We start from the raw sequence: 23,926 nt of genomic DNA, 5'->3' as shown, positions 1-23,926 counted from the left end.
CAAGCAATCCGAATCAAGCCGGGGAGACCTGATTCGGATTGGAGCAAGCGGGTTCCGCTATTGTTGAAGCTGGGTTCTCAGCTTTTCGATCTCATCCTTCAGCATGCTTTCCGCATCCTCCTTCGCCAGCTGCAGCGTTGTGCGGGAATCGACGTTTTTGTCCAGCGCATCCAGAATACGCGGCACCCACAGCCCCCAGCCCTGGCCATCTAGCGGGTTCAGGCGTTTGGTCGGAATGAGCTGGGCAAGCTGCTCATACAGCTTGTAGTCCAGCTGGCCGCCCAAATATTCATTGGCTTGCTCGGCGTACCATGGAAGCTGGGCGATGTCGGAGTAGCCAGGCTGAATGGAGTGCTTGGTCCAAATTTTCCAGGCCGCCTCAGAGCGCATAACCCACTGCATGTATACCCATGCCGCTTCCTTGTTCTGACTTTGCGACGGAATAACAAAGCTTGATCCGCCAATCGGGAAATTAATGCCGAACGGAAGATTCGTCACCCTCCATTTTCCTGCAAGCTCAGGGAAGTCGAGCGCCAGACCGCGCGCGCCCCACGAGCCAAGCGCTATGCCGACTAGCTGTCCGGACAGCACCAGCTGTTTTCCTTCATCCGAACCATGCGCCATATGAGGCGCCCAGTTTAGCTGATTGCCGCGTTTCGTATAATCCAAAATTTGAATCAGTCTGTCATTATCGCGAATCCAGTTTAACTCGCTGTCAAAATAACCGATTTCATCGCCGGCCCAATGTACGGGGCCATCCCGCCATTCAAAGGCATATTTGCCGTTGGCGGACAATATTTGAACGAGATTCAGATAATTTTCACCGTCCGTGATGTATTCTCCCAGCTCCTCGGGATCGCTTGGAAGACCCAGCTCCTCAAAAATATCCGCTCTGTAATAATAAACGCCGGGAGTGGAATCCCAAGGCATGCCAAGAAGCTGCTTGCCGTCGGGAGACATCCAGCGCTCCCAATTGTATTCCGGCACCAAATCCTTGAATTTGCCTGCGTTGTAGGGCTCAGCCAACAAATTCTCCAGTACGCCTCCTGTACCATAACGGGTAAACTGGCCTTGCTCCACTTCGGCTATATCCGGCGCTCCCGATCCGCTTGCCAGCGTGGTCTGCAGCTTGTCATGCAGCTCGTCAAACGGAACAAACACCGTATTTACCTTGATGGAGGGATATTCCGCCATAAACGCCTCCGCCACTTCTTCAAAAACATTTTCATTAAACGCCCAAATCGTAATTTCGCCCTTTACATCCTTGCCAAAATTCTGCTCCGGCTCCGCTTCTTTGCCGTTTTCGTCATTTCCGGATTGTCCCTCGGCGTTAGTCCCTGTATTAGACGGGCTTTCTGTATTTGTTGGATTTGTCCCGCCGTTGGAGCAAGCCGTTAATAGCAGAACAAACACCATTATCATCAGCCATGCTTTTTTGTGCATTGTTTTCATCTATGCAACCTCCCTGTTTCGTTTTCATCTGGAATCATCACTAAAGCAAACGCCAAACGGATTTACCGCCCCCCTCCGTAAATTCCATGCGATTATCTTATCAGCTTATCTTCCGCTAATTTGAAATCGCTTTCATATGCGGCTTAAAAAAGAAACTTCTCACTTGATGCGCAAAGCCTCTAGGATGAACATCATTAATTATTTTGCTTATCATTCGTCTTGATATTAATATATTATTTTCATTTTTCAGTTACGTCAATAACTTTTTTGTAAAGATTAAACAAAACATGCATGGAAGAAGGAAAAAACCAGCAATAACGCCCCTCTGCTTGTAGGAAAAGCTCGTAAGGAAGCCGCTAACCATCATTAAATCTATATGACCTTATTAATCAATTCATTAACGATAAAAAACTTTTAACAGGACTATGTTGAACACTATAAACAAGCAAAAGGCCACACGTCGGCTCATACTGCTGAAGTTTTATTGTTTCTATATAGCAAAAAACCTTCAAAACCCGCTCTGCAGGGCGGTTTTGAAGGTTCCAGAGATTTATGAAACGGTGGAATCGGATTCTTCAGGGACAACGGCTTTCCTCTCATAATACAGCTTGAATACGAGGTCCTGATTGTAATTTCCGAAGCCGGTGCCAAAGAGAGTTACGCCGCCAACATTTTCGGCATCTTCATGGACCGCTATACGAAAAGTCCATTGCTTTAAATCGACATGAATGTCGTCAAGTCTGACATCCGATATTTTATTGCCGTCGATGAAGGTGCCTTCCTTCGTTATTTTGAGCATTTTGAGTATGCCGTATTGATTGATTTCGTCCCACCACCAGTCCGGTGTGTAGCGCCCGCGCTTGCTTCCTCCGAAATCTCCCGGGCTGGTCCACTGGCCAAGATGGACGCCGTTAAGCGTAAAATCGATGTCGGACGGCCAGTTTTCGTTGGCAAACGGAGCTTCTGACGAAATTTCCATGGATATCTCAAGCTCTACCGGCTCTTCGTTTTTCATCAAATAATTAGCCAGCCGATATTCGACAAAGCCTTGGCCAAACCACAGCACCTTGGCGTTGACCCGTTCCGGCTCCAGAAACGCGCGCGGCTCGTCAAACATTCCGATCACCTTGACTGTCGTGGCAAGGCCGCAAGTGGGATTCACCTCAAAATCAGTATAATGTCCTACCGAAACCTCCGTTACGTGGCACTCTCGCATGACCGACGTAATTTTGGACGGAAACACGATTTCAATTGATTCCGTCACCAGCGTGCACATTTTTTTTGCCCCGCCTTTGCCTGGCTGCATAGAGGTTTTAATAATGCTCGCCCGCTCCAGCTTTTTGACATGCATAGTCATAATGGCGCTGCTCAGGCCTAGCGCCTCCGCAAGCTCTTTTACATTCATCGATTTTTGCGCAAGCAGCCGAATCATTTCAATCCGGACGCTGCTCGATAACGCCTCATAAACCGGGAGCGAATGTTGGGAAATATCAATTTTCATCATTATCCCGTCCCTCATAGGTAATAGTTATGTAAATAAATATACCCGAATGTTAATCCATGCACAACCGGCGTAAACAAAGCCATTTTTAAATGGACCGCTGAAACGATGAGGAAAAGAAACCTGCGTCTGGACCCTATTTAATGGGTATCAGGCAGCGGCCGGCCGAACACAGGCATTCCTTGCTTATCCCATGTTATGGCCTTTGCTCTGGCATGCCGGTTGGGATCATACAGCGGATCGCCAACAATTTCCTTGTAGCTTCTGGCGTGATAAACCATAATATCGGTTTTTCCATCCTCCGCGACAGTAAAGGAATTATGACCGGGACCGTATTGGCCGTGCTCCTCGTCGGTTACAAAAACGGGAACAGGGGATTTGCTCCAGGACAACGGGTTCAGAAGATCGGCGCTTCCGTCCGCCCATAACAGCCCTAAGCAGTAGTTATGGTCGGTCGCGCTTGCGGAGTAGCTGATGAATATTTTTCCTCCGTGTTTGATAACTGCCGCGCCCTCATTAACCAAAAAGCCGATTTTTTCCCACTCATATTCCGGCTTGCTCAGCATAACCTGCGGACCGCCAAGCGTCCATGGATTGCTCATCGGCGCAATGTACAAATTTGAATTGCCCTCGATGGCAGGGTCCTTCTGAGCCCAAACAAGATATTGAACATCGTGTTGAACAAAGCTTGTTGCATCCAGCGCAAAGCTTTCCCATGCCGTAACAATTTGTCCCTTCTCGATCCATTCCCCTTCCATCGGGTTTGGCGATTCGTTTTCCAGCACATACATACGATGGTCGAACAAACCATCCCTTGTTTCGCTTGTCCATGCCGCTGCAAAGTAGATATACCATTTCCCCCCGATAAAGTGGATTTCAGGAGCCCAGATGTTCGCGCTCATCTTGCCCGTCTCATGTTTTCTCCAGCATACCGATGTTTTGGCCTCCGCCAAACCGTCAAGCGTGCGAGAACGGCGCAATTCGATCAAATCGTATTCCGGAACGGAACCCGTAAAGTAATAATAGCCGTCGCTGTGCTTGTAAACCCAAGGGTCCGCTCTTTGCAAAACAAGCGGATTGCGGTATTGGACCTGCCGTGAACTATCCTTTACAGTCATTTAAAATCCCTCCATATTGTTAATAATATTATTAATCATTAATACAACAACTATTTTAAACCACGTTAGCTTATCCCGCAACTGAATTTGATTGACACTGGCAGGAGCAAAAATCCGAAACGGTATGGAAGGATGTGGTATACTTTGTAAAGGGGTGGTTTAAAGTGGCCATTATTACACAAATAACAGGCATTCTGGTTCTGGTGCTGTTTATCGGCTTATTGTTGACAGGCATGCTAGTATGCCGGAAATATCAGTTTAAAGCAGGCTTTTACTTTTTCCTTCTTCTTATCATTCCATATAGTTTCAATAGTTTCTTCTCACCAACCTTCGCTCAATTCATTAACTCCTATATGGACAGCAGGAGCCTTCCCTTCGGGATGTCTTTAGGAGAAGCAGTTGCATGGTTCTCATTTATTCCCAAAATGATAGAGATTATTGCTTTTTCCATTTTAGTTGTTGGGCTTTACCGATTGTGGAGGTTCCGAACGGCTCCGCAGAAATAACAGCTTGGCAGATGTGATAGCATGGCAAAAAAGCTGGCGCCAATTGAAATCGGCGCCAGCTTTTACTGTAATAGCTGTGAATTGAGCTCCTGATTCGTATCCTGCTCCCTGCTTTCACAGCTCCCTATTGAGTTTTCCACAGCCAGAGATGAAGGCTGGACCGTTCAAGCGCAGGTCAGGGCCTTCCCCTACACCATCACCTTGCAAATATCGTTAGTAAATTCCACAGGGTCCTGAATTGGAAGGCCTTCAATGAGCAACGCCTGGTTGTACAGAAGGGCCGTATACAGGCCAAACTTTTCGTTATCGGAGCCATGAGCGGCTTTCAGAGACTTGAACACCTCATGGTTGACGTTGATTTCAAGCACCTTATCCGCTTTAACGCCGCCGCTGTCAGGCATCGCCTGAAGGATTTTTTCCATCTCAATCGACAGGTCGCCTTCGGCGGAGAGGCATACCGGGTGGCTTCTGAGACGTTTGGACGCTTTAACCGATTTAACCTTGCCGGCAAGCAGCTCTTCCATAGCCTCGAACAACGCCTTGTTGCTGTTTTCTTCTTCTTCTGTCGGCTTGTCCTTTTCGTCAGGCTCAAAGCCTAAATCGCCGCTGGATACGTTTCTGAACTCTTTTTCCTTGTAGCTCTGGATCATTTTGACCGCAAATTCATCAATATCATCCGTCAGGTACAAAATTTCGTAGCCCTTGTCCTGAACCAGCTCGATTTGCGGCAGCTTCTGGATACGCGCCACGGAATCACCAGCTGCATAATAAATATACTTCTGATCCTCCGGCATGCGGGACACGTATTCATCCAGGCTTGCCAGCTTGTCCTCCTTGGAGGAATGGAACAGCAGAAGGTCCTGAAGATCGGCTTTGTTCATGCCATAGTCATTGTATACGCCAAATTTCAATTGACGGCCAAACGCTTTATAGAAGGTTTCATACTTCTCGCGCTCGTCCTTGAGCATGCTTTGCAGCAGCCCTTTGATTTTATTTTTAATATTTTTGGCGATCAGCTTAAGCTGGCGGTCATGCTGCAGCAATTCCCGGGAAATGTTCAGAGACAAATCCTCGGAATCCACCATGCCTTTGACAAAGCTGAAATAATCCGGCACCAAATCGGAGCATTTATCCATGATCAAAACGCCGTTGGAATATAGCTCCAGACCTTTGGCATATTCCTTCGTGTAATAATCAAATGGCGTATTTTCCGGGATGTACAGGATGGCATTATACACAACAGCGCCATCCGCGCTGATATGAAGATGCTTCAGCGGCTGGTCGAAGCCGTAACGCTTCTCTGCGTAGAAGGCTGCATAATCCTCGTCCGTCAGCTCGCTTTTGTTGCGGCGCCAGATTGGAATCATGCTGTTGATGGTTTGCTCCTCAACCACTTCCTCCAGCTCTTCCTCGCTGCCCTCAACCGGTCGTTGGCTGGTCATGTCCATTTTGATCGGGTAACGAATAAAATCGGAATATTTTTTGACAATAGCCCGCAGACGGTATTGCTCAAGATATTCATCATATTGCTCGTCTTCGGTGTTTTCCTTGATCTTCAATACAATTTCCGTACCAACGGACTCCTTTTCGCCCGGAGTGATGGTATAGCCGTCCGCGCCTTTGGATACCCAGACGTAAGCCTGGTCGCTGCCAAGCGCTTTTGTCGTAACCTTAACCTCGTCCGCCACCATGAATGCGGAATAAAAGCCCACGCCAAACTGGCCGATGATGTTATGGCCCTCCTTGGCTTCATTTTCTTGCTTGAACGCCAGCGAGCCGCTTTTTGCAATGATGCCCAGGTTATTTTCCAGCTCTTCCTGCGTCATGCCTATGCCTGTATCGGTAAGCGTAAGCGTACGGTTGGCCTTATCGACAGAAAGCTTGATGTAAAAGTCCTCTTTATTAAACACAAGGCTGTCGTCCGTCAGCGCTTTGTAATAAATTTTGTCGATCGCATCGCTGGCGTTGGATACAAGCTCCCTCAGAAAAATTTCCTTTTGAGTGTAAATGGAGTTGATCATCATCTCCAGCAAACGCTTGGATTCCGCCTTAAACTGCTTTTTTGCCATTTGTTGTTCCCCTTCCTTTCAATGCCTCATAGAACAATTCGTTAGCACTCAGTCCTCCTGAGTGCTAATCCTACCTTTTATATACCATATTACCAATTTTAATGTCAACCGCAGTACGGCTCCATCAAGTGTTCTATGAAAAAGTGTTCCATGAAAAACGGACATCGTTTATGGCGGCATCAGTCCATATCGGATATTATTTTTTTAACACAAACTTATTAAGCTCATCCTGCAGTTGAGTGGCGCTGGCGCTAAGAACCTCAGAGGAAGCCTGCACCTCTTCCATCGAGGACAATTGCTGCTGGGTTGCGGCCGCTACATTACGCGTCTCCTCCGCCGTGCCTCGTGCGACGCCTGCCATCTCGCCAATAGAGGCCGTTACTTGCTGCGAGCTTGCCGATACTTCCTCCGTAGCGGCAGACACTTCCTGAATATGCTGGGCGACTTGCCCAATGGAATGCAGTATTTTTCCGATCGCGTCAACCGCTTCATGATTGGCTGCCATTCCTTGCTCGGTCACTGCAGTAGATTCCTTCATGGAAAGTGTTACCTGTCCAAGCAGAACCCGAACATCTCCGATTAGCGTGGTAATGGACTGCGCCGATTGCGAAGCCTGCTCCGCCAGCTTTTTCACCTCGCTCGCCACCACTGCAAAACCTCTGCCGTGTTCACCCGCACGGGCGGCTTCGATGTTGGCATTCAGCGCAAGCAATTGAGTTTGCGAGGAAATCTCCATAATGAGTGAAACAATGGAATTAATCTCTTCCGAACGCTGATTAAGCTGAAGGGCAAGATCGCTGGAATGACGGACCGCCGTCTGAATGCTGCTCATTTGCTGGAAGGTATCCTCCAGCTTCATCTGGCCAAGGCGCGCGCCTTCCGTAATGTCAGTCGCCGATTCCGATACATCAGAGGCTGTTTCCGCTATACGGTTAATAGCCGCAGCCACCTCGCTCATCGCAAGCGCGTTTTCTTCCGATATTTTCTGCTGTGCGTCGGCTCCGTCGGATATCGCCCCCACAGCTCCGGCAATTTGCCCCGTCACTGAACTGCATTCCACCGAAAGCGCAGACAGCTCCTCCGACGTTGCCGCAACCTGCTCCGCTATTTCCTGGTTCCGCAACAGCAGCTTGTTCAAAGCATCCGCCATGTCATTAAAGGACTCCCCGACATACCGGAGCTCATCCTTTGTATTTAACTCAAAACGCCGGGATAAATCACCTTTCGCCATTTGATTTGCGCCGTCGCGCAGCAATTGGATGGTTGTTCGGACATTGCCGTAAAATCCAAGATAAAACAAGGCTACGAGCAACACAGCCGCTGAAACAATAGCCAGCATGACCAATCGGTTACTGCTATACTCTCCAAGACGCTCCGCCAGCAGCCGTTCCATCTCAAGAGCCGTACTATTAAACAACTCGGCAGAGGCATCAATGGTTTGTGTTCCTTTTGCAAAAAACTCCGCCGGGTTCATGGACAAGCCGGAATCCTTTAATAGCTTTTCCTCCAGCAAGCTGGTGAACTGCTGAACCTCCTGAATGGCGGTTGTTCCCGCTTCCGCGATATTCGCGGAGGATGTGGCGTTAGTATCTTCAATTTTTGTAAGACTTTTTTGCATGCTTAGAAGAGTAGAGTTCATTTGCTTATTTAATATTTCCAAATTGATTTTATCATCCTCTGACAGACTTTTGCTTGTTAAAATACCGTTGCCTAACCCGCGAACCTGTCCAGAGAGCTCAATCAAGGCCGGTAAACGGTTTACCATCAAGTCCATTACATAATAGGAGTCGATTTCCGGGTCCAAAGTAAGTCCTGATTGATCTGCGGCATGTAAAATATGATCAAGCACTTTCTGGATCAGCTCGGAATGGATGCGAAAGCTTTCATCAGGCGTCAACCCCTTCACGCCGGATCTTAATGATTGCCATTCCTCCACAATCTGGATCCAGCTTGCTTCGCTATCCAATTTCGATTTGGCGCCGGCTTCCTCAACCGAAATTTTGGCCAGCAGATCATCCAGCTGCTTTCCTACCGCCTCAAGGTCGGCTCCAGCCTCAGAACCGCCATTCAAAAAACCGTTTGCCAAACCGCGATGCTTCTGAACCTGCAGAACAACGGGAAAAAGAGCTTCAATATATGTAACGCCAGCTTCCTCTTTCTCTGCAAAATCAATATTTTTCTGAAGCTCCATCAGCCAGATGTTTAAAAGAGCCGCCAAGGGCACCACTAGCAACAGACTGAGCAAAATAAACTTTTGCGCGTATTTCAGACGGGACATAATCGCTGTGAATGGCCTGATAAGAAAATTATTCAATGTTAACCCCACCTTTTATACGTATTGCTATAATAATAACGATATTAATCGTTAAAATCGATAGATTTTTTTTGTTTATTCATCTAAAAAACGATATTGCTGCAACGCGGCAATGCAATGGGACTTTTGCCTGCCGCCCAGGCTGTGATACGATAGTAATATTCCCATACTTTATTATAAGGGCGGATCGTCATGGCTTCCCATTTGACCATGTATATTACTCTGGTATCGACATCAGGCGTATTAACGGTCTTTTTATGTATTTATTCCTTTCTGAAAAGGAAAGAAATAAGAGGGTTTCAATCCCTTATTGTATTAACCTTGCTTCAAAGCATCTATATATTTGCAAACGCCTTTGAGCTGTCCAGCGGCTCGCTTGCCGAAATCAAGTTCTGGACGGTTATCGAATATATCGGTATTGCGTTTGCGCCGGTTATAGGGCTTAAGCTATGTCTTGACTATACTGGCAAAAAGCTATCCCGCCGCGCCATGCAGGCGTTGTACGTCATCCCGGTCATTACCCTCCTCTTAGTATCTACCAATGATTTACATCATTTATTCTATAAATCCATTTATTTGCGCCCCGACGTATCTTCGGCTACCGCCGATATCGAGGTTGGCTATTGGTATATTGTGCACGGCTCATTTACCTTCGGGTGCCTGCTGGCAGGTGCCGTAGTGCTGCTCCGCAAGTGGAGCACAACAAAAAAAGCATACAAGCGGCCGCTGTTAACTCTGATTTGCGGGCAATTTCTGCCGATGGTTTCCGCGTTCATTTATTTGCTAGGCCTTACTCCCTGGGGCATTGATCCCGTCCCGTTTGTGCTTTTTCTAACCTCCGCCATGTATTTGTGGGCGTTTATGTCGACCCGTATGCTCATGATTGTGCCCATCGCCAAGGAAGCTCTTTTTGAAAGCATGCATGAAGGGGCAATTGTATTAGACGTGAAGCGCCGCTTTATTGACTACAACGCCTCGGCGCGCCGCATGCTTCCGGGCCTGCGGCATTTGCCGCTTGGCAGACGGCTTGACGAAGCCTGGCCTGATCTTACCGGGGCTCCATTCCCCGATACCTCCGGCGATAACCCGGGCCAGCAGGAAATTCGGGTCCAGCTCAAAAATGAACCCGCCACTTACCAGGTCAGGATTTCAACGGTTAATGACAGATACAACGAACAAATCGGATATTTGCTAATTTTGATCGATATAACGGAGCAGAGCAGACTGCAGGCTCAATTAAAGCAAATGGCGTATTACGATGGAATGACGGGAGTATTTAACCGGACTCAGTTTATTCAGCGGGGAAAAATGCTGCTGGAAAAAACGGCTGATGAAGGGGCAGCTGTTGCGGTCATTTTGTTTGACATTGATCATTTTAAACATTTTAACGATGAATATGGTCATGAGGTTGGCGATACCGTACTGATTCACACCGTCAACATATGCAGGGACAGGATGCCGGAAGGCGCGTTGTTCGCCCGGTATGGAGGAGAGGAATTTGTTGTGGCGGCCCCTGTATCCGATGGGGAGGAGGCCGTCAGGCTGGCTGAAACGCTGCGGCAGGCGATCTTTAACACGCCTTATCGAGGATATAACGGCGACTTGCATATTACAGCAAGCTTTGGGGTTGGGGTAGCAAAAAACGGCATTTCATGGCCGACGCTTGAGGAATTGCTTCGCCATGCCGACTCTGCGCTTTACACCTCCAAGCATAGCGGCCGCAATCTGGTTACGCTGTATAAGACGTCGGACAACCCTCTGATTGGAGCTTGAACAAGCGGCGAAAGCATCGTTTGCCCGAGCCTGAGAGCCTGGCTGCAAACAATTCCCGTAACCTCCCGGGGTCTGAATACAGACGGCTTTGTTACTCATTTCTAATGGCAAGGTTCTCGCTGCCCAGCATCTCCTCCATAGCAAAGGCTACGCGGAAGCCAAAGGCGGTGCGCGCATCCTTCAGCTTGCGGCCCAGCAGCTTCTCCGCTTTCTCCACCCGGTATACAACCGTATTGCGATGTACGTGAAGGGCTTTGGCCGTCTCAATCAAGTTGCAGTGATTTTCATAATAGGCCTTCAGCGTACGCAGCATTTCGCCATGCTCCTGTTCGCCCGAACCAAGCAACTCCTTAAGCGACTCGCGATAATAACGCTCTGCTTCTTCGGGAGGCAGCAAACGAAACAGCCTGCCCACATCCATGCTCCGGTATAGCAGCGCAAAGCGCTTTTTCCCCATTCTATCGCCATCCTGCAAGGCGTGTAACGCCTCCCGATAGGAGGCCCCCACATTCAGCGCGCCTGTAAAGGGGTTTCCTACTCCGAAGGAATAGCTCAGTCGCTGCTCCCGGTAAAGCATTTCGGAAATATCCTTCAACTGCGCGAGCAGGGCGCCTTCATTAAGGGCAGATTCTTCACAATACAGAAGAATGCCAAAGCCTCCATGCTTAACAAACATAACGCAAACATATCCCGTGCGTGCAAATGCCTGCTCCAGCAGCCCGTAATGGCGGTCTCGTTCGATTCCGGCCTGATAATCCGTCAGCCCTTCGGTCGCCAAGGATTTCCCGGAGGACGGCCTCGCATCCTGCCTTGCTGCAATCAGCAAAGCATGTTTGTCTGAAGCCAGCCCATATTGCGCACCGCGCCGCAGCGCCTCCTCCTCCGTTCCGGCATACCCTTCGATCAATTCCGAAAAATAATCATTCTTATAGCGAAATTGCCTTTCCATATCCATCTGCCGATTCACCTCCGTTAACTAAAGGAGACCCCTTTTATCTCATGTTATAAAATCTAACATCAATTAGAGTTAGTGTAAAGGTAAATATTTGGATGCTTATCACAAACGCGGAGTGCCGAGCAGAGACGATAAAACGGCGGCAGAAACAGGAAAAGCCCTTCGGCGGCGAATTCAATAGCTCAACCCGCTTGTCCAAGGGCGCTTCTTCGTTTTCCCAACTTATATTCTTGCTGCAACCGTTTTAACTCTGGTTTTCATCCTGGGATTTTTACCAGCACCTCATAATGCTTCCCGGTTTCCAGATGGGCGAGCAAGCCGTCTTCCGCCAGCTCACCGTCCACGTAAACCTCTTGCGCTGCAATACCTTTGTACCGCTTGATGGATACATTTAGCTCCGCTCCCCTGAAGCTTCGTTTAACGGAAACCCCGCTCCAATCCGAAGGCAGCCGCGGCGCAACGCGCAAACCGTTGCGTTCTCCCTTTAGGCCGAACAGGCCGTCCACCAAAATCCGGTACACCCAAGGCACCGTTCCGGTGTTAAATAAGTGGCTGGAGCGGCCCGCCGTCCTCGGAATTTGACGGTAAGCCCCACGGTAATAATTGGGAATAAATACCGGAAGCTGTCCCCTTCTCTCCAGATCCTCCTGATCCGGTCCGGGAATCATTCTTCTCAAGAGATCAAAAGCATGATCCTTCTCATCCGCCAAATACAAGGCATAAATATAGAAAGCGGCGGCATGATTATAGACCGCGCCGTTTTCCGCCGTTCCGGGATGCTTCTGCGTCACCCTGCCAACGTCCTCGCGCATCGCCGTATAAGGGGGGCCCAGCTTTTCAACCCCGTATGGCGACTCCAGATGCTCCGTTACCGCCTGCATAAGCTTTGCCTTTTTCTGCTCATCCGCCGCTCCGCACATAAGCGACCACCCCTGCGGGTTAATAAACACCTTGCCTTCCTTATCGGAGCTAATGCCAAAAGGCACATTGTCGTCCGTTATGCCGCGCGCATACCAGTTGCCGTCCCACAAATAGCGGTTGACAATCTCATTGGTTTCCTCCGCCCTTTGACGATAAAGCGCAGCTTCCTCCATCCGGCCGCAGTTCTGGCAAATATCTCCCCAAACGCGAAACGCGTAGCCGGACGCCATAGTCAGCCAGCCCGAAACGCCTTTTCCTTTATATCCAACCATGTTCATGGGATCGCACCAGTCGCCTTGCTCGATATAGTTCAAGCCGCGCTCGTCCCTCGTTTTCAGCAGCCACTCCATGGCCAGATCAATATGACGGCTGACAGTGGCCAGCTCCGGGCTGTCGGCAAAGGCCACCTTCTCCTCCAATAGGGAATAGTCGTCCGTTTCGTCCAGATAGGTAACTAGACAAACCGGCAGCCATACGCAATGATCGGTATGAGGGACCTGATTAATATATTTAAGCTCCGCGTCCTTGTGCAAAATAATGCCGTCCGGCATAGCTCCGCTGGCATTCTGCTGGCTCAGCGCCGTCAGGAACGCCTCTCTGGCAAGCTCGGGCGCCATATAGCTCATCCCCATGTTATCCTGCAAATAATTGCGCGTCTGAGGATCTGTCGTCAGCCGGTTGGTCCTGCCGTGATAATACATCTGCCTTGGCAGCCAATGATTCGCAAAATTATCCAATGCCTTGTCCGGCGTATCGATTTCCAGACAGCCCTCGCCTTCCCTCACATAAGCGGCATATTCCGCCTCCGCTTCAGCAAATCCGTCGCTTCCCCCGGTTCCCGGCTGGAAGTATTTGCGGCGAATAGCGGCGATGTCCTCCTCTGTTCGCGCGGCTCCAAAAATAAAACGAAGCTCGGTTTCATCTCCCGGCTCAAGCTCAAGCTTATATTGCATAACGCATACAGGCATCTCGTAGCGGGCATCGCTGCCGCTCAGCGTATCTCCTTCCAGTGCGGAGGGGTTGCCGATCCCCCCTTCTCCCTCGAACACCTCCTGGTTAACCTCCCAGGCGGTCGGGGCCTTATCTGCAAGCAGGAAGGTTTTATCGTTCAAATGCTTGATTTTGTCATATTCCTTATACTTCTGATAAGGCGTTATGGAGGAGCAGACAATGCTTTGCAGCTCCTCATGATATTGTCCGGACTGATTCATCCAAGACATATATCCCACCGTATAATACGGATAAACGCTTATTTTCCGCTTTGCTCGTCCCTGATTGGCCACCTTGACCGTCCATAGCTCGAAGGGATCGTTTTTGGACAAGCCAAGCTTCATTTCAACGGCGATGCCGTCGTGTTGAACCAGCCATTTAATATCGTGTTTGCCTGCAAAAAACGTATAACGCTCCGGCAAAACCCGGACCGGCTCGTACGGTGCGGAAAATAGCCCTCCGCTTTCCTCATCCTTGATATAAACGAAGCGGCCGGGATGATGAGCGTAATAAGGCTGCTCCGGCTGCATAAAGGTTTTGGCTTCCAGATTGGGCGCATGACTATATTTGGAGGGCTCCGGCTGCATGAACTGGGAAACGGCATAACCTCTGCAATTCATATGAATCATCATGTTTTCATTCCAAAGAAACCCCGATGCTTTGGGCATTGCGGTTGGACTGTGCAGCTCGTAATACTGATTATCCTCGCTTGGTCTAATCATCGTTATTCCTCTCTTTCCTCGCTCAAATTACTTCTAGTATAACCCGGTATTGGCAAGAGATTGTAGCGCGAAAAAGTTACGTTTTGAGCGGAATATATATGTAAAACGGGTTATTTTGTTTCATAGAGATTGCCCTTATACTGGAGAGTAATGTCATAAAATGTGAGTTCAAATTATTTTAAATCGGGAGGGCATTATGAAGATAGGGGACATCGCTCTTTTTCGAGGACTGTCGAGCGTAGACCTCGCCAAAGTGCTTGGCAAGCTGGAACGAAAATCTGTTCCGCAGGATGAGGTGTTGTTTCGCTTCGGGGAGCCGGGCGACAAGATGTACATCGTATTGAGCGGCGAAATCGGCCTTTTTATACAAAATCCCGATGGAACACAGCGGGCATTGACCTCGCTTGGCGCCGGAGCCGTATTCGGGGAGATGGCATTGCTGACGGGCGAACCCCGCAGCGCCACCGCGCGCTCCACGGAAGCAACAGAGCTTTATGAAATAAACGGCGAAACCTTTCAGCAGCTGATAGGACAACATCCCTCCATGTCCGCCTACTTTATCGCCTTGTTGTCCGGCAGGCTGACCGCCACCAATTCCCGGCTCGCTCAATCTCTGGAGTCCGAGGCGGCACGGCTTCGCCAGGCGAAAGCAGCGTGGCCGCAAATGGTGGCGGAGGCATTGACCGCCGCCGCCGTCCTCCCGTTTGCCGATTACGCCCTGCTGGAGCGCAGGTTGAACACGCAAGGACTGGACACCGCGGTTTCCGCTCATGCTACTGTCTTCAACTACATAAAACGGGACGAAAAATACCCGTTTCGCTTCAGTGTATTAGCTGGAGCCAGACAGGAGCTGGAAAAAGCCTTTGCGGATAAATATGGCCCAGCCGCAAAAGCGGCCTGGCTTGAGGAGGCAAGCCGCTATTACAGGGAGCTTGGGGATTGGAGCGCGGCGGCGGCGATGCTGGCAGGCGGGGACGGGAGCGGATGGGAAATGCTGCTGGCCGACCTCCACCGCTGCTTTGCTCTGAATCGCCGCTCCAGCTCCAGCCATTCAGAAGAAGCTCCCCAAAATACCAGCAAAAAGGGAAAAAAGCAGCGAACAAACAACTCAACGACTCCCGTTTCCTCGCTTCCACCGTTTGCGGAGCTGCTGGAGGCCTGTCCGGATAAGTTTTTGCGCCAATGGCCGGAGCTGCTGCTCGCCTATCTGGATAGCTGCTTGTCCCGGCAAAGAGAGGAAGGCTTTATCCGGCTGCAAGCTATTCTGGAGCAATATCCGGGAAGCTTTACCAAAGAACAAACTATCGCCATGTATGAATGGGCGGCAGAATGGTGCCGGCGCGCCGGAAGGCATCAGAAGGCGCTGGAATACGCCGCCTTGGCGGAGTCGCCGCCCGACTCTGAGGATACCTGGCCAGCAGGAAGCCTTACAGCCGCAGGAAGCAGATGGCGAAGCGGGGTTACACGACGGCTGGCGTTTAATGCCGGCGCGTTGCCTGGCGGACGGACCATTCAGCTTATCGTTGCTGTCTTGCTGGCTTTGTTAAGCTTGCTTTATTTTCATTTTGCGCCTCCGATTGCAGGCTTTACCCGTCAAGGCATGGATTTTGCGGGCATAGGCATCGCGGCCGTTCTGCTGTGGATCATACGGATTATACCCGACTATGTAGTCGCATTGCTGATGGCTCTGCTGTGGGTGGCAGCCGGGATAGCGGAGCCGGCGGAAGCTCTGTCGGGTTTTGCGTCGCCTAGCTGGCTCTACATGCTGTTTGTGCTGGCGCTTGGTGCTGCCATTGCCAAATCGGGTTTGCTGTACCGTTTCTCCTTGCTGGCGCTCAAGCTGTTCCCCTCCAGCTATCGGGGACAATTCTGGGGATTGATCGCAAGCGGCATATTGCTTAATCCGCTGCTGCCTTCCTCTTCCGCGAAGGTGGGGCTTGGCGTTCCCGTTGCCCGCACCTTGTCGGAGGCGATGGGATACGCCGACCGGTCACGGGCCATGGCGGGACTTTCCTTGACAGCCATGGTGTTCTACGGCTTTACGGCGCCGTTTGTGCTGACCGGCTCCTACAGCAATGTCCTCGCGCTTGGCCTGACGGGGAGCTCGTCAGCCATCTCCTGGTTCCAATGGTTTCTATACGCGCTGCCAGCATTTGTTTTGTTCAGTATCGGCATGACCATCTATTTGGGCTGGATGTTCAGGCGCAAGGAAGCAGGCAAGCCGATTTCCGCGGAAGTGCTCCAGGAACAGCTGAAGCTGCTTGGCGGCTTTACCAGAGTTGAAAAAATAACGGCAGCCGCAGCGGCAGGCTCCATCCTCCTCATGATGCTGGAGCCGCTTCATGGCATAGACTACGTTTGGATCATGCTGCTTGGTTTTGTCATGCTTGCGGTCACCGGCGTTCTGGATGAGCAAACGCTCAAGTCCGGCATCGACTGGCCGTTTCTGCTTTTTATCGGCATTGCCTTCAGCTTTGGCGAGGTTGCCCAGCAGGTTGGAGCAGTGGATGGCTTGACCGCGCTGCTGGGTGATCGGCTCGCTATTTTTACCGCTTCCCCCGTCCTGTTTCTGCTCGCTATCGTGTTGCTTTCATTTGTGGTGACGCTGGTTGTTCGAGATGACGCCGCCTTGATTTTGCTTGTTGTGTCCACCGTTCATCTGGCAGCCAACGCAGGAATTCACCCCTGGGTGACTGTTTTTGTTATTCTGCTGTCAACTGACCCGTTTTTTTTCGCGTACCAATCGCCTACTTATTTGACCGCTTATTACAGCGCCGAAGGCAAATCCTTTACTCACCGGCAGGGTCAGCTGACCGCGCTAGGCTACGGAGTTGTTGTTCTTCTATTGACCGCCGCCTGCGTGCCTTATTGGAAATGGCTAGGACTCATCTCATAACCAATCGTTCAGCGGCGCCTGTCTGCCTTCTCCATCTGAGGGCCTGACAGGCGTCTTGAGCTTTCCGGCCAATGCTTCATTACAAGTTTAGGACAGCCTCTTTGTCGCTTTATGGCGCACTGCCTGCCATCCGGTAAAGATTGACATCATAGCTAAAGCTATTTTATAATTTACATACCAACCGTCGGTATATATTTAAAAAAGGATGGAGATATTATGGCCCGAAATAAATATCCCGAGCAAACGCTGGAGCAAATCCTGAAGGTTTCAACCTTGATTTTTACGGAAAAAGGCTATGAGAAAACAAGCATTCAAGACATTATAGATGCATTGGGCATGTCCAAGGGGGCTGTTTACCATCACTTCCGGTCAAAGGAGGATATCCTGAAGGCTGTCATGGACAAGGAGCTGGGCCGTGCGGAGCAGTTGCTTGCCAGACTCATTGCAGAGACGGAAGCCCCTAACGCCCGGGAGAAGCTGATTCGGATTCTGGAGCAGATGATTCTCGATTCCGGCTTGCAGCAGCAATCTATGGACCATATTTTAAGCGCACAAATCAAAAACCCGCAGTTTGTGCTGGAGGGGTTAAAAAAAGGAGTGCAGAGGGACGCCATAATTATTGCCGAGCTGATGCTGCAAGGAAAACAGGACGGCTCGCTCCAGGTTGAGCAGCCTCTGGAATGCGCCGAGGTTTTTCTTCTGTTGACCAACATCTGGATCAACCCGTTGCTTTTTGAGCGAAATCGAGAGGAAACGGTCAGCCGTCTTCATTTTGTACAGCACATGATGAAGGGACTGGGAGCGGACATTGTTAGCGATCTTCTGATCCAAAGCATTACAGAGCGGCATGCGCAGGCCGACAGCTACCGGAACACTAATCAGCAAATAAATCTGTGAAATTGAAACATAAACAATTCAAAATGACGGGAGCGAGATGGAATGACAACAACAGCCCGGAATGGACTTTTCAAGGAAATGGTAATTAAAGAGCCTGTAACAGACCTCAATCTGAACTGGTTGACGGGAAATGTGGCGTTGCTGCCAAGCGAGGATGAAAACATCTGCGTGCGCCAGTGGGCGGATACTCTTTTGGGAGAGCAAAAGCTTATGAGGCTGTCTGTAGCCGGTAACCGCTTGACTATTGCAGACGGAAGGAAAAAGGGCTTCCCGCTTGGTTTTAATGTGGGCCGCACCCGATTGGAAATCACGCTGCCCGCCAGGCAGCTCCATTCAATAACGATTGTGTTGACAGGAAGCAAGCTGCTTGCGGAGCATCTAAACGTCCTTCATTGCCAATGCACCCTCACAACTGGAAGCGCGGTATTATCCGGTAAGGCTGATGAGCTGGAGCTTTCTGCTACAGGCTCCACTATTAGCGGCAGCCAACTGGAGGCAACTAAGCTAAACTACCGTTCAGTTTCAACCAAAACAGATCTGTCGGGGCAGTTCCGCCATTTCGATGCAGGCGTAACGGGAAGAAGCCTGCACCTGACATGCCTGACAATGCCGGAAAGCGCCAAGCTACATTCGACCGCCGCCAAATCGGTGATTGCATTACCAGACGATGCTGGTTTTGAAGCGCTGATTGCTGCCTATTCGGGGAGATTTACGCATGCTTATGCTTCTGATGGGATCAAACAGGACAAAAAACGTGTGCTTTATCAAAGCGGAGGCAGCCCGATCCGTATAGGAATTCGCGGCGGCCATGTCCATTTACAGCCTTTAGGGCGTGTCTGAATCCTCTGAGAGTCGGTACGAGTTGACCACGAACGGCTTTTGAGACACGTCCTAGCTTAAGCGGTTTTGCCAATGCAAACAAATCGTAAACAGGGGAGCGGTGTATTGGGCAGAGACGTCATAGCCCATCTGCTGTACCAAGCCTTTGACTACGGCAAGGCCTAGTCCTGTATTCTGGCCGCTGCGTTCCCTGTTGGATGTGTAGGCGCGCTCAAACAAATAAGGAACGTCCTCCGGCTGAAGGACGGCGGTTTCGTTAGAAATCACCGTCACCCAAACGCCGTCCTTCATCCCCTGAAACACATGCAATTTATTTTGACCGTGCTTCACTACATTTTGCAGAAGGTTCATATAGATACGCGTTACGACTTCTTCATCCGCCATTATATAATGACTGGTTTCCTGAAGGTCAACCTTGACATTAAACCCCCCGGCTACAAAATCGGTATAAAAATCAGCCAAAACGCGCTTCAGCAAAAGCTGCAGGTCTACTCGCTGCATCAGCACGGGATAATCTCCCGTTTCAATCCGCGACAAATCATAGAAGCCGGCAATCAACGCGCGCAAAGCCTCGCAGCGTTTTTTCACCACGTTCAAATAATCAGCAGACTCCTCGGCATGTATCCCTTCCTCACGCAGAAGCTCGATATAGCCCAGCATCGATGTCAGCGGCGTTCTCAAGTCATGCGTAATGTCGGCGATTTGCTTGCGAATTTGCTCTTCCTTCCGTTCGTGCAAGATCCGTTCCGATTGTCTGGAAGCAAGCAGTCGGTTCACTTCCTCCAGCAATTCCTCCAGATGTTTGTCCGGGTAATGGAAACGAAGCTGTCGATTGGTCTGAGGATCAGGCTGAAGCTCGCGAAGCTGCTTGACTGCATGCTTAAGCGATCTTCGGAGCATGAAGTATAAAGCGGCGAACAGGAGCGCCGCTCCGGCGAATAAGGCGGCAGCCATTCCTGTCACGCCCCTTTCTGGAATCATTTGAATTCTTTAACCTCTACCTGTCTATAGCTGAGCAAAAACGCTGCAAACATATACACAAGCCCTAACGCCCAGCAGAGGAGGTATCCGTTCTGCTGCTGCCAAAGCTTATCATTAAGAGCGGCAAAAGGAAACAACGGGACTTTGTTAACAAAAGCTATTAAAACGGGCTCGATATTGGCATACATATAATAAAATTCGGGCAATAGCACCATAAGAAAAATATAAACGAGGGCATGCATCATGATTTTCCCTGACAAGAAGCAAATACAATGTGATACCGTTACAGCTGCCAGCACAAGCGGCAGCACACCGAGCATTGAAGCATTAAACGACGCGTAGCTGCCGCTTCCGGTATTAGGCAGCAACGTAAATACGCTAATCGTCAGTGTAAGATAAGTCAATAACCCGGCTACAATTAAAAACAACACCGACAATAGCCATTTGCTTATAAAAATAGTTTTACGCGATAATCCAAATGAAATCATATTTTTAAAAGTACCGTCTGAAAAATCGTCCATTTGAATTAAACTTACCATGATGGGAGTAATAAAAATGAGGATGCTCCAGGCGTTTTGCGCAAATCTGAATACAAATTGAGTATTTGTATAATTCTCCGAGTTAGCTGACAAGGTCATAATGGTCATCATTAATGGCACGAGCAGACAAAGGCTTAAAAAGAGATACATTGATTTTTTTCGCGATAGACGGTACAATTCGCTTTTCAAATAATTCATCATTTTGAGCTCCCTCCAATCAGAGTTAAAAAATAATCCTCCAGACTGGATCGCTTAGATTCTAAGCCATGAACAGAAATTGAATGGTCGGCAAGCACTCGCACAATTTCATCCGCTCTGCCGTGCATATTGAAAATATGAATAGATTTATCGGGCTGGACACTGAAGGAAATCCCTTTGATTTGCCGCTCTAGTACAACAACCGCACGCGCTTCCTCATCAGCCACAAGACGCAGAAACGGACTACAGGCCTCCTCAAGCTGCTTGGCCGTCATTTTTTTTACAATTTTCCCCTCATCGATAAAGGCATACGTTGTCGCCAGATGCTGAAGCTCCGCCAGCACGTGGCAGGATATTAACATAGTGATGTGTTTCTCCCGGTTTAATTTCAATAGCAGCTCCCGAATTTCCACTATTCCCACAGGGTCGAGACCGTTAAGCGGCTCATCCAGCACCAGAAAATCGGGATGATTCATTAAAGCAAGAGCAAGGCCAAGCCGCTGCTTCATCCCTAACGAAAAGTCCTTAAATTTTTTTGCGCCGGTTTGCTCCAAACCAACCTCCAGCAAAGCGTTTTGAGGCGCTTCCTTGCCGGGAATGCCTCGCTGAATCCGGTAATATTCCAGATTTTGCAATGCGGTCATATCCCGATAAAAACAAGGCGTTTCCACGATTGCGCCGATTCGCTGCCTGGCCTGACGCAATCCCTGCGCCGTTGTTGCCGAAAACAGCTTTAATTCCCCCGCATCAGTCAAAGCTTGCCCGGTAATTAATTTCAGCAATGTCGTTTTACCTGCGCCGTTTTTTCCGACAAGACCCAAAATTTCGCCTCTGGCGATGGACAGGTCGGCTGGATGAAGCGCGGTAAAGGAGCGATACGATTTGGACAATGCTTTTGCAGCCATAATTTCAATAGTTGACATAATAGAATCACCTCTTGCCTTCACTTTATCGGATCGGCCGGCAGGAAGTCTTTAACAAAGCGTAAGGAAACTTAAAGAAAGTGTAAAGTGCGTATGCAAAACCAGCTTTTTAAGCTACGTCATTTTAAAAGCTATGCCATTTTAAAACCGATTCCCCATACTGTATCAATATAGGCTCGCTCCGGCTCCAATCTGGAAAGCTTGTTTCTCAGATTGCTAATATGTACATTAATGGTGTTGTCCTCCACCGCATATCTTTCGTTCCAGACTGCCTGATATAAATCCTCGCGTGTAAACACTTTTCCCGGCGAGCGTACCAGAATAGCAAGCAGCTCAAACTCCTTGGCCGTTAATTGCAGCGGCTTCCCATTAACGGCGGCGCTGCGGGCAGCGAGGTCGAGGGATAAATGATGATAGCTTAGCTGTTCTCCGGCATTGGAAAAGCCGCCGTTATTGCGCCGTCTAAGCTGAGCCTCAACACGTGCCAGCACTTCTTCTTTATCAAAAGGCTTCGTTATGTAATCATCGGCCCCGCTTTTGATGATATCAACTTTTTCCTTCACAGCCGTTTTGGCAGAAATAACGATAACAGGCACAAAGGAGCGCTCGCGAATCTCCTTGATTAATTGCTCACCCGACATTCCGGGCAGCATCAAATCCAGAAGAACCAAATCATAAGCTTTCATGTTCAAAAGCAAGCGGGCCTCGCTGCCGGAATACGCTGGTTCAGCCTCATAGCCTTGTTTGTGGAGCAGCTTGCACAACAGCCTGCTAATGTCCTGGTCGTCTTCAACGACCAACAGATTAAACGCCATCCTTATCGCCCTCCTGGTCGATAACATTTTAAGAAAAACGAAAGCTATTCATCCAACTATTTTGCATGTATCATATGTTATATAATTTAGCAGTCTATGAAAAGGGATATGTGCAATGAAAATACAGCATGATCGTTACAAAAGAAAAATTGCATTATTTTTAATCGTTGCTTGTTTGGCGCTTTTGGCGCTTACGTTTATCAAGCTTTTTCTGACCTATATCTCTACTCAGCAAGCCACGCAAATTACAATTGCAAAGCAATATACCGCTATTGCCGAAAATATCGCCAAGGAACTGGACAAGGAAGCCTACGCGCAGTTTATGCAAGACCCCGACTCAGGTCAAAACCGGGAAGAAATCAAGCGATATTTGGAAACCTATCGTCATTCCATCAACGCCCTGTACGTCTATACGCTAGAGCTGGATGAAACCGACGTAGCCAAAATTACTATAGCCTCCTTGCCGGAAGGCGTAGCCGATCTCCCCTATGGCTACCCCTGCACGGTGCCAGGCAAGCAAGTGATTCAAGCCAAAAAAGGCGGCTCTTATTATACGGAAGTGCTGGTCGACGAGACGCATGGCATTTATATGTCGGTAGGCGTGCCCTTTTCCGATAACACCGGGCAGCCGATGGGCGTTTTGGGAATCGACATTGATGTCAGTGAATTAGACAATATTTCCAAGCAAGTTGTAAAAAGCAATAAAGAGGTATTTTTCCTGGACGTCATCTTTATTATCCTCCTATTGCTCATTATTTTCATGCTTCACAGATGGTATAAATCCAGCCTCAAGCGAGACCTGAAGGAATCCGAAACGATGTATATATCCGAGCTGGAAAAGGTGATCTCCGCCATCAAGTCCGGCCGGCATGATTTGATGAACCATTTTCAAGTCGTAAACGGGTTAATTAGCCTGAAAATGTATGACAAAGCAGCCGATTATATGTCGCAGCTGAAATATGACGCGAAAACGCTGGACCTTTCCTTGCGCGTTGGAAATCCTGTTTTGCTTATTCTCTTCAACAGCAAGTGGCAGCTGGCCCAATCCAAAAATATCGAGCTCTTATTCGAAACGGAGCCTAATGATTATAACCGGATTGAAACGATGGATTTGGTCAAAATATTTTCCAATTTGCTGGATAACGCAATTGAAGCTACGGAGCATTATATGGGTGATCAACCCAAGCAAATCAAAGTGATTTGTAAAAAGCTAGGCTCCAAATACAGGCTTGCTGTTGAAAATCCGGCTTTTATTTCGGCAAAGGACCAAAAAAGTATTTTCCAGCAGGGATATACGACGAAGGAAAACCAACACGCGCTGCGCGGCAACGGCTTAACCATCGTCACCAGAACGGTGGAAAAATACCGGGGCGAAATCCATTTCAGCTACAATGATGAAATGGTAACGGTTAAGATCACACTGTAGTGTAGTATACGATAAAAGGGAATGCATCCGTAAAAAGGGGCTATCCGAAAAGAGAGCCCCTACTTGCTTAACGGATGACTGCCTTAACAC

The 23,926-nt window shown here is 49.1% G+C and carries 17 protein-coding genes; 6 read left to right on the top strand and 11 right to left on the bottom strand.

Annotated elements, in window-relative coordinates:
• Positions 1–57: 57 nt before the first annotated feature.
• The 3 genes from A7K91_RS16590 to A7K91_RS16580 form a co-directional block, all read right to left on the bottom strand.
• Entirely contained in the window at positions 58–1,452 is a 1,395-nt protein-coding gene (locus A7K91_RS16590) for an ABC transporter substrate-binding protein (RefSeq protein WP_068684719.1), read from the bottom strand.
• Between the two features lie 550 nt (positions 1,453–2,002).
• On the bottom strand, positions 2,003–2,953 hold the full coding sequence (locus tag A7K91_RS16585) for an ArsR/SmtB family transcription factor (RefSeq protein WP_068685190.1): 951 nt from the start codon (positions 2,951–2,953) through the stop codon (positions 2,003–2,005).
• Between the two features lie 140 nt (positions 2,954–3,093).
• Entirely contained in the window at positions 3,094–4,071 is a 978-nt protein-coding gene (locus A7K91_RS16580) for a glycoside hydrolase family 43 protein (RefSeq protein WP_068684717.1), read from the bottom strand.
• A 164-nt stretch (positions 4,072–4,235) separates the two neighbouring features.
• Here A7K91_RS16580 and A7K91_RS16575 point away from each other — a divergent pair, with 164 nt between their 5' ends.
• Entirely contained in the window at positions 4,236–4,577 is a 342-nt protein-coding gene (locus tag A7K91_RS16575) for a hypothetical protein (protein ID WP_156739604.1), read from the top strand.
• Between the two features lie 188 nt (positions 4,578–4,765).
• On the opposite strand, the gene htpG is transcribed toward A7K91_RS16575, so the two are convergent.
• Together htpG and A7K91_RS16565 are read right to left on the bottom strand one after the other, a co-directional pair.
• Positions 4,766–6,646, bottom strand: a complete 1,881-nt coding sequence (htpG, locus tag A7K91_RS16570) for a molecular chaperone HtpG (RefSeq protein WP_068684713.1) — start codon at positions 6,644–6,646, stop codon at positions 4,766–4,768.
• A 196-nt stretch (positions 6,647–6,842) separates the two neighbouring features.
• The gene (locus A7K91_RS16565; RefSeq protein WP_068684711.1) at positions 6,843–8,960 is read right to left on the bottom strand and encodes a methyl-accepting chemotaxis protein; all 2,118 of its coding nucleotides are present in this window, start codon (positions 8,958–8,960) and stop codon (positions 6,843–6,845) included.
• A gap of 192 nt (positions 8,961–9,152) precedes the next feature.
• On the opposite strand from A7K91_RS16565, the gene A7K91_RS16560 reads away from it, so the two are divergent.
• Positions 9,153–10,733, top strand: coding sequence for a histidine kinase N-terminal 7TM domain-containing diguanylate cyclase (locus A7K91_RS16560; RefSeq protein WP_068684709.1), 1,581 nt, complete (start codon positions 9,153–9,155; stop codon positions 10,731–10,733).
• Between the two features lie 91 nt (positions 10,734–10,824).
• Here the strand turns inward: A7K91_RS16560 and A7K91_RS16555 are convergent, their stop codons facing one another.
• Both A7K91_RS16555 and A7K91_RS16550 read right to left on the bottom strand, forming a co-directional pair.
• Positions 10,825–11,688: a PucR family transcriptional regulator gene (locus tag A7K91_RS16555; RefSeq protein ID WP_068684707.1), complete on the bottom strand. Its 864-nt coding sequence runs from the start codon at positions 11,686–11,688 to the stop codon at positions 10,825–10,827.
• Between the two features lie 257 nt (positions 11,689–11,945).
• The gene (locus A7K91_RS16550) at positions 11,946–14,321 is read right to left on the bottom strand and encodes a GH36-type glycosyl hydrolase domain-containing protein (protein ID WP_068684705.1); all 2,376 of its coding nucleotides are present in this window, start codon (positions 14,319–14,321) and stop codon (positions 11,946–11,948) included.
• Between the two features lie 196 nt (positions 14,322–14,517).
• Here A7K91_RS16550 and A7K91_RS16545 point away from each other — a divergent pair, with 196 nt between their 5' ends.
• The 3 genes from A7K91_RS16545 to A7K91_RS16535 all read left to right on the top strand — a co-directional run bounded on the left by A7K91_RS16545 (position 14,518) and on the right by A7K91_RS16535 (position 18,954).
• Positions 14,518–17,217: an SLC13 family permease gene (locus A7K91_RS16545; protein WP_068684703.1), complete on the top strand. Its 2,700-nt coding sequence runs from the start codon at positions 14,518–14,520 to the stop codon at positions 17,215–17,217.
• Positions 17,218–17,433: 216 nt separating this feature from the next.
• Positions 17,434–18,114, top strand: a complete 681-nt coding sequence (locus A7K91_RS16540) for a TetR/AcrR family transcriptional regulator (RefSeq protein ID WP_068684701.1) — start codon at positions 17,434–17,436, stop codon at positions 18,112–18,114.
• A 42-nt stretch (positions 18,115–18,156) separates the two neighbouring features.
• The gene (locus tag A7K91_RS16535) at positions 18,157–18,954 is read left to right on the top strand and encodes a DUF4097 family beta strand repeat-containing protein (RefSeq protein ID WP_068684699.1); all 798 of its coding nucleotides are present in this window, start codon (positions 18,157–18,159) and stop codon (positions 18,952–18,954) included.
• 51 nt (positions 18,955–19,005) lie between these two features.
• Here A7K91_RS16535 and A7K91_RS16530 read toward each other — a convergent pair whose 3' ends face one another.
• The 4 genes from A7K91_RS16530 to A7K91_RS16515 all read right to left on the bottom strand — a co-directional run bounded on the left by A7K91_RS16530 (position 19,006) and on the right by A7K91_RS16515 (position 22,410).
• A complete protein-coding gene (locus A7K91_RS16530) occupies positions 19,006–19,935 on the bottom strand; it encodes a sensor histidine kinase (protein ID WP_068684697.1) in 930 nt (309 codons plus the stop codon).
• Positions 19,932–20,675, bottom strand: a complete 744-nt coding sequence (locus A7K91_RS16525; RefSeq protein ID WP_068684695.1) for an ABC transporter permease — start codon at positions 20,673–20,675, stop codon at positions 19,932–19,934. The genes A7K91_RS16530 and A7K91_RS16525 overlap by 4 nt, the downstream gene beginning before the upstream one ends.
• The gene (locus tag A7K91_RS16520) at positions 20,672–21,595 is read right to left on the bottom strand and encodes an ABC transporter ATP-binding protein (RefSeq protein ID WP_068684693.1); all 924 of its coding nucleotides are present in this window, start codon (positions 21,593–21,595) and stop codon (positions 20,672–20,674) included. Before A7K91_RS16520 ends, A7K91_RS16525 begins: the two co-directional genes overlap by 4 nt.
• 131 nt (positions 21,596–21,726) lie before the next feature.
• Positions 21,727–22,410, bottom strand: coding sequence for a response regulator transcription factor (locus A7K91_RS16515; protein WP_068684691.1), 684 nt, complete (start codon positions 22,408–22,410; stop codon positions 21,727–21,729).
• Between the two features lie 115 nt (positions 22,411–22,525).
• Here A7K91_RS16515 and A7K91_RS16510 point away from each other — a divergent pair, with 115 nt between their 5' ends.
• Complete coding sequence (locus A7K91_RS16510; protein WP_068684690.1) at positions 22,526–23,836, top strand: GHKL domain-containing protein; 1,311 nt, start codon at positions 22,526–22,528, stop codon at positions 23,834–23,836.
• The last annotated feature ends 90 nt before the right edge of the window (positions 23,837–23,926 follow it).

Origin of the sequence: Paenibacillus oryzae (assembly GCF_001675045.1) — a bacterium.
In the GTDB taxonomy this organism is placed as follows: Bacteria; Bacillota; Bacilli; order Paenibacillales; family Paenibacillaceae; genus Pristimantibacillus; species Pristimantibacillus oryzae.
Note: the sequence above shows the minus strand (reverse complement) of the source record. Positions and strands in the feature narration are given on the sequence as shown.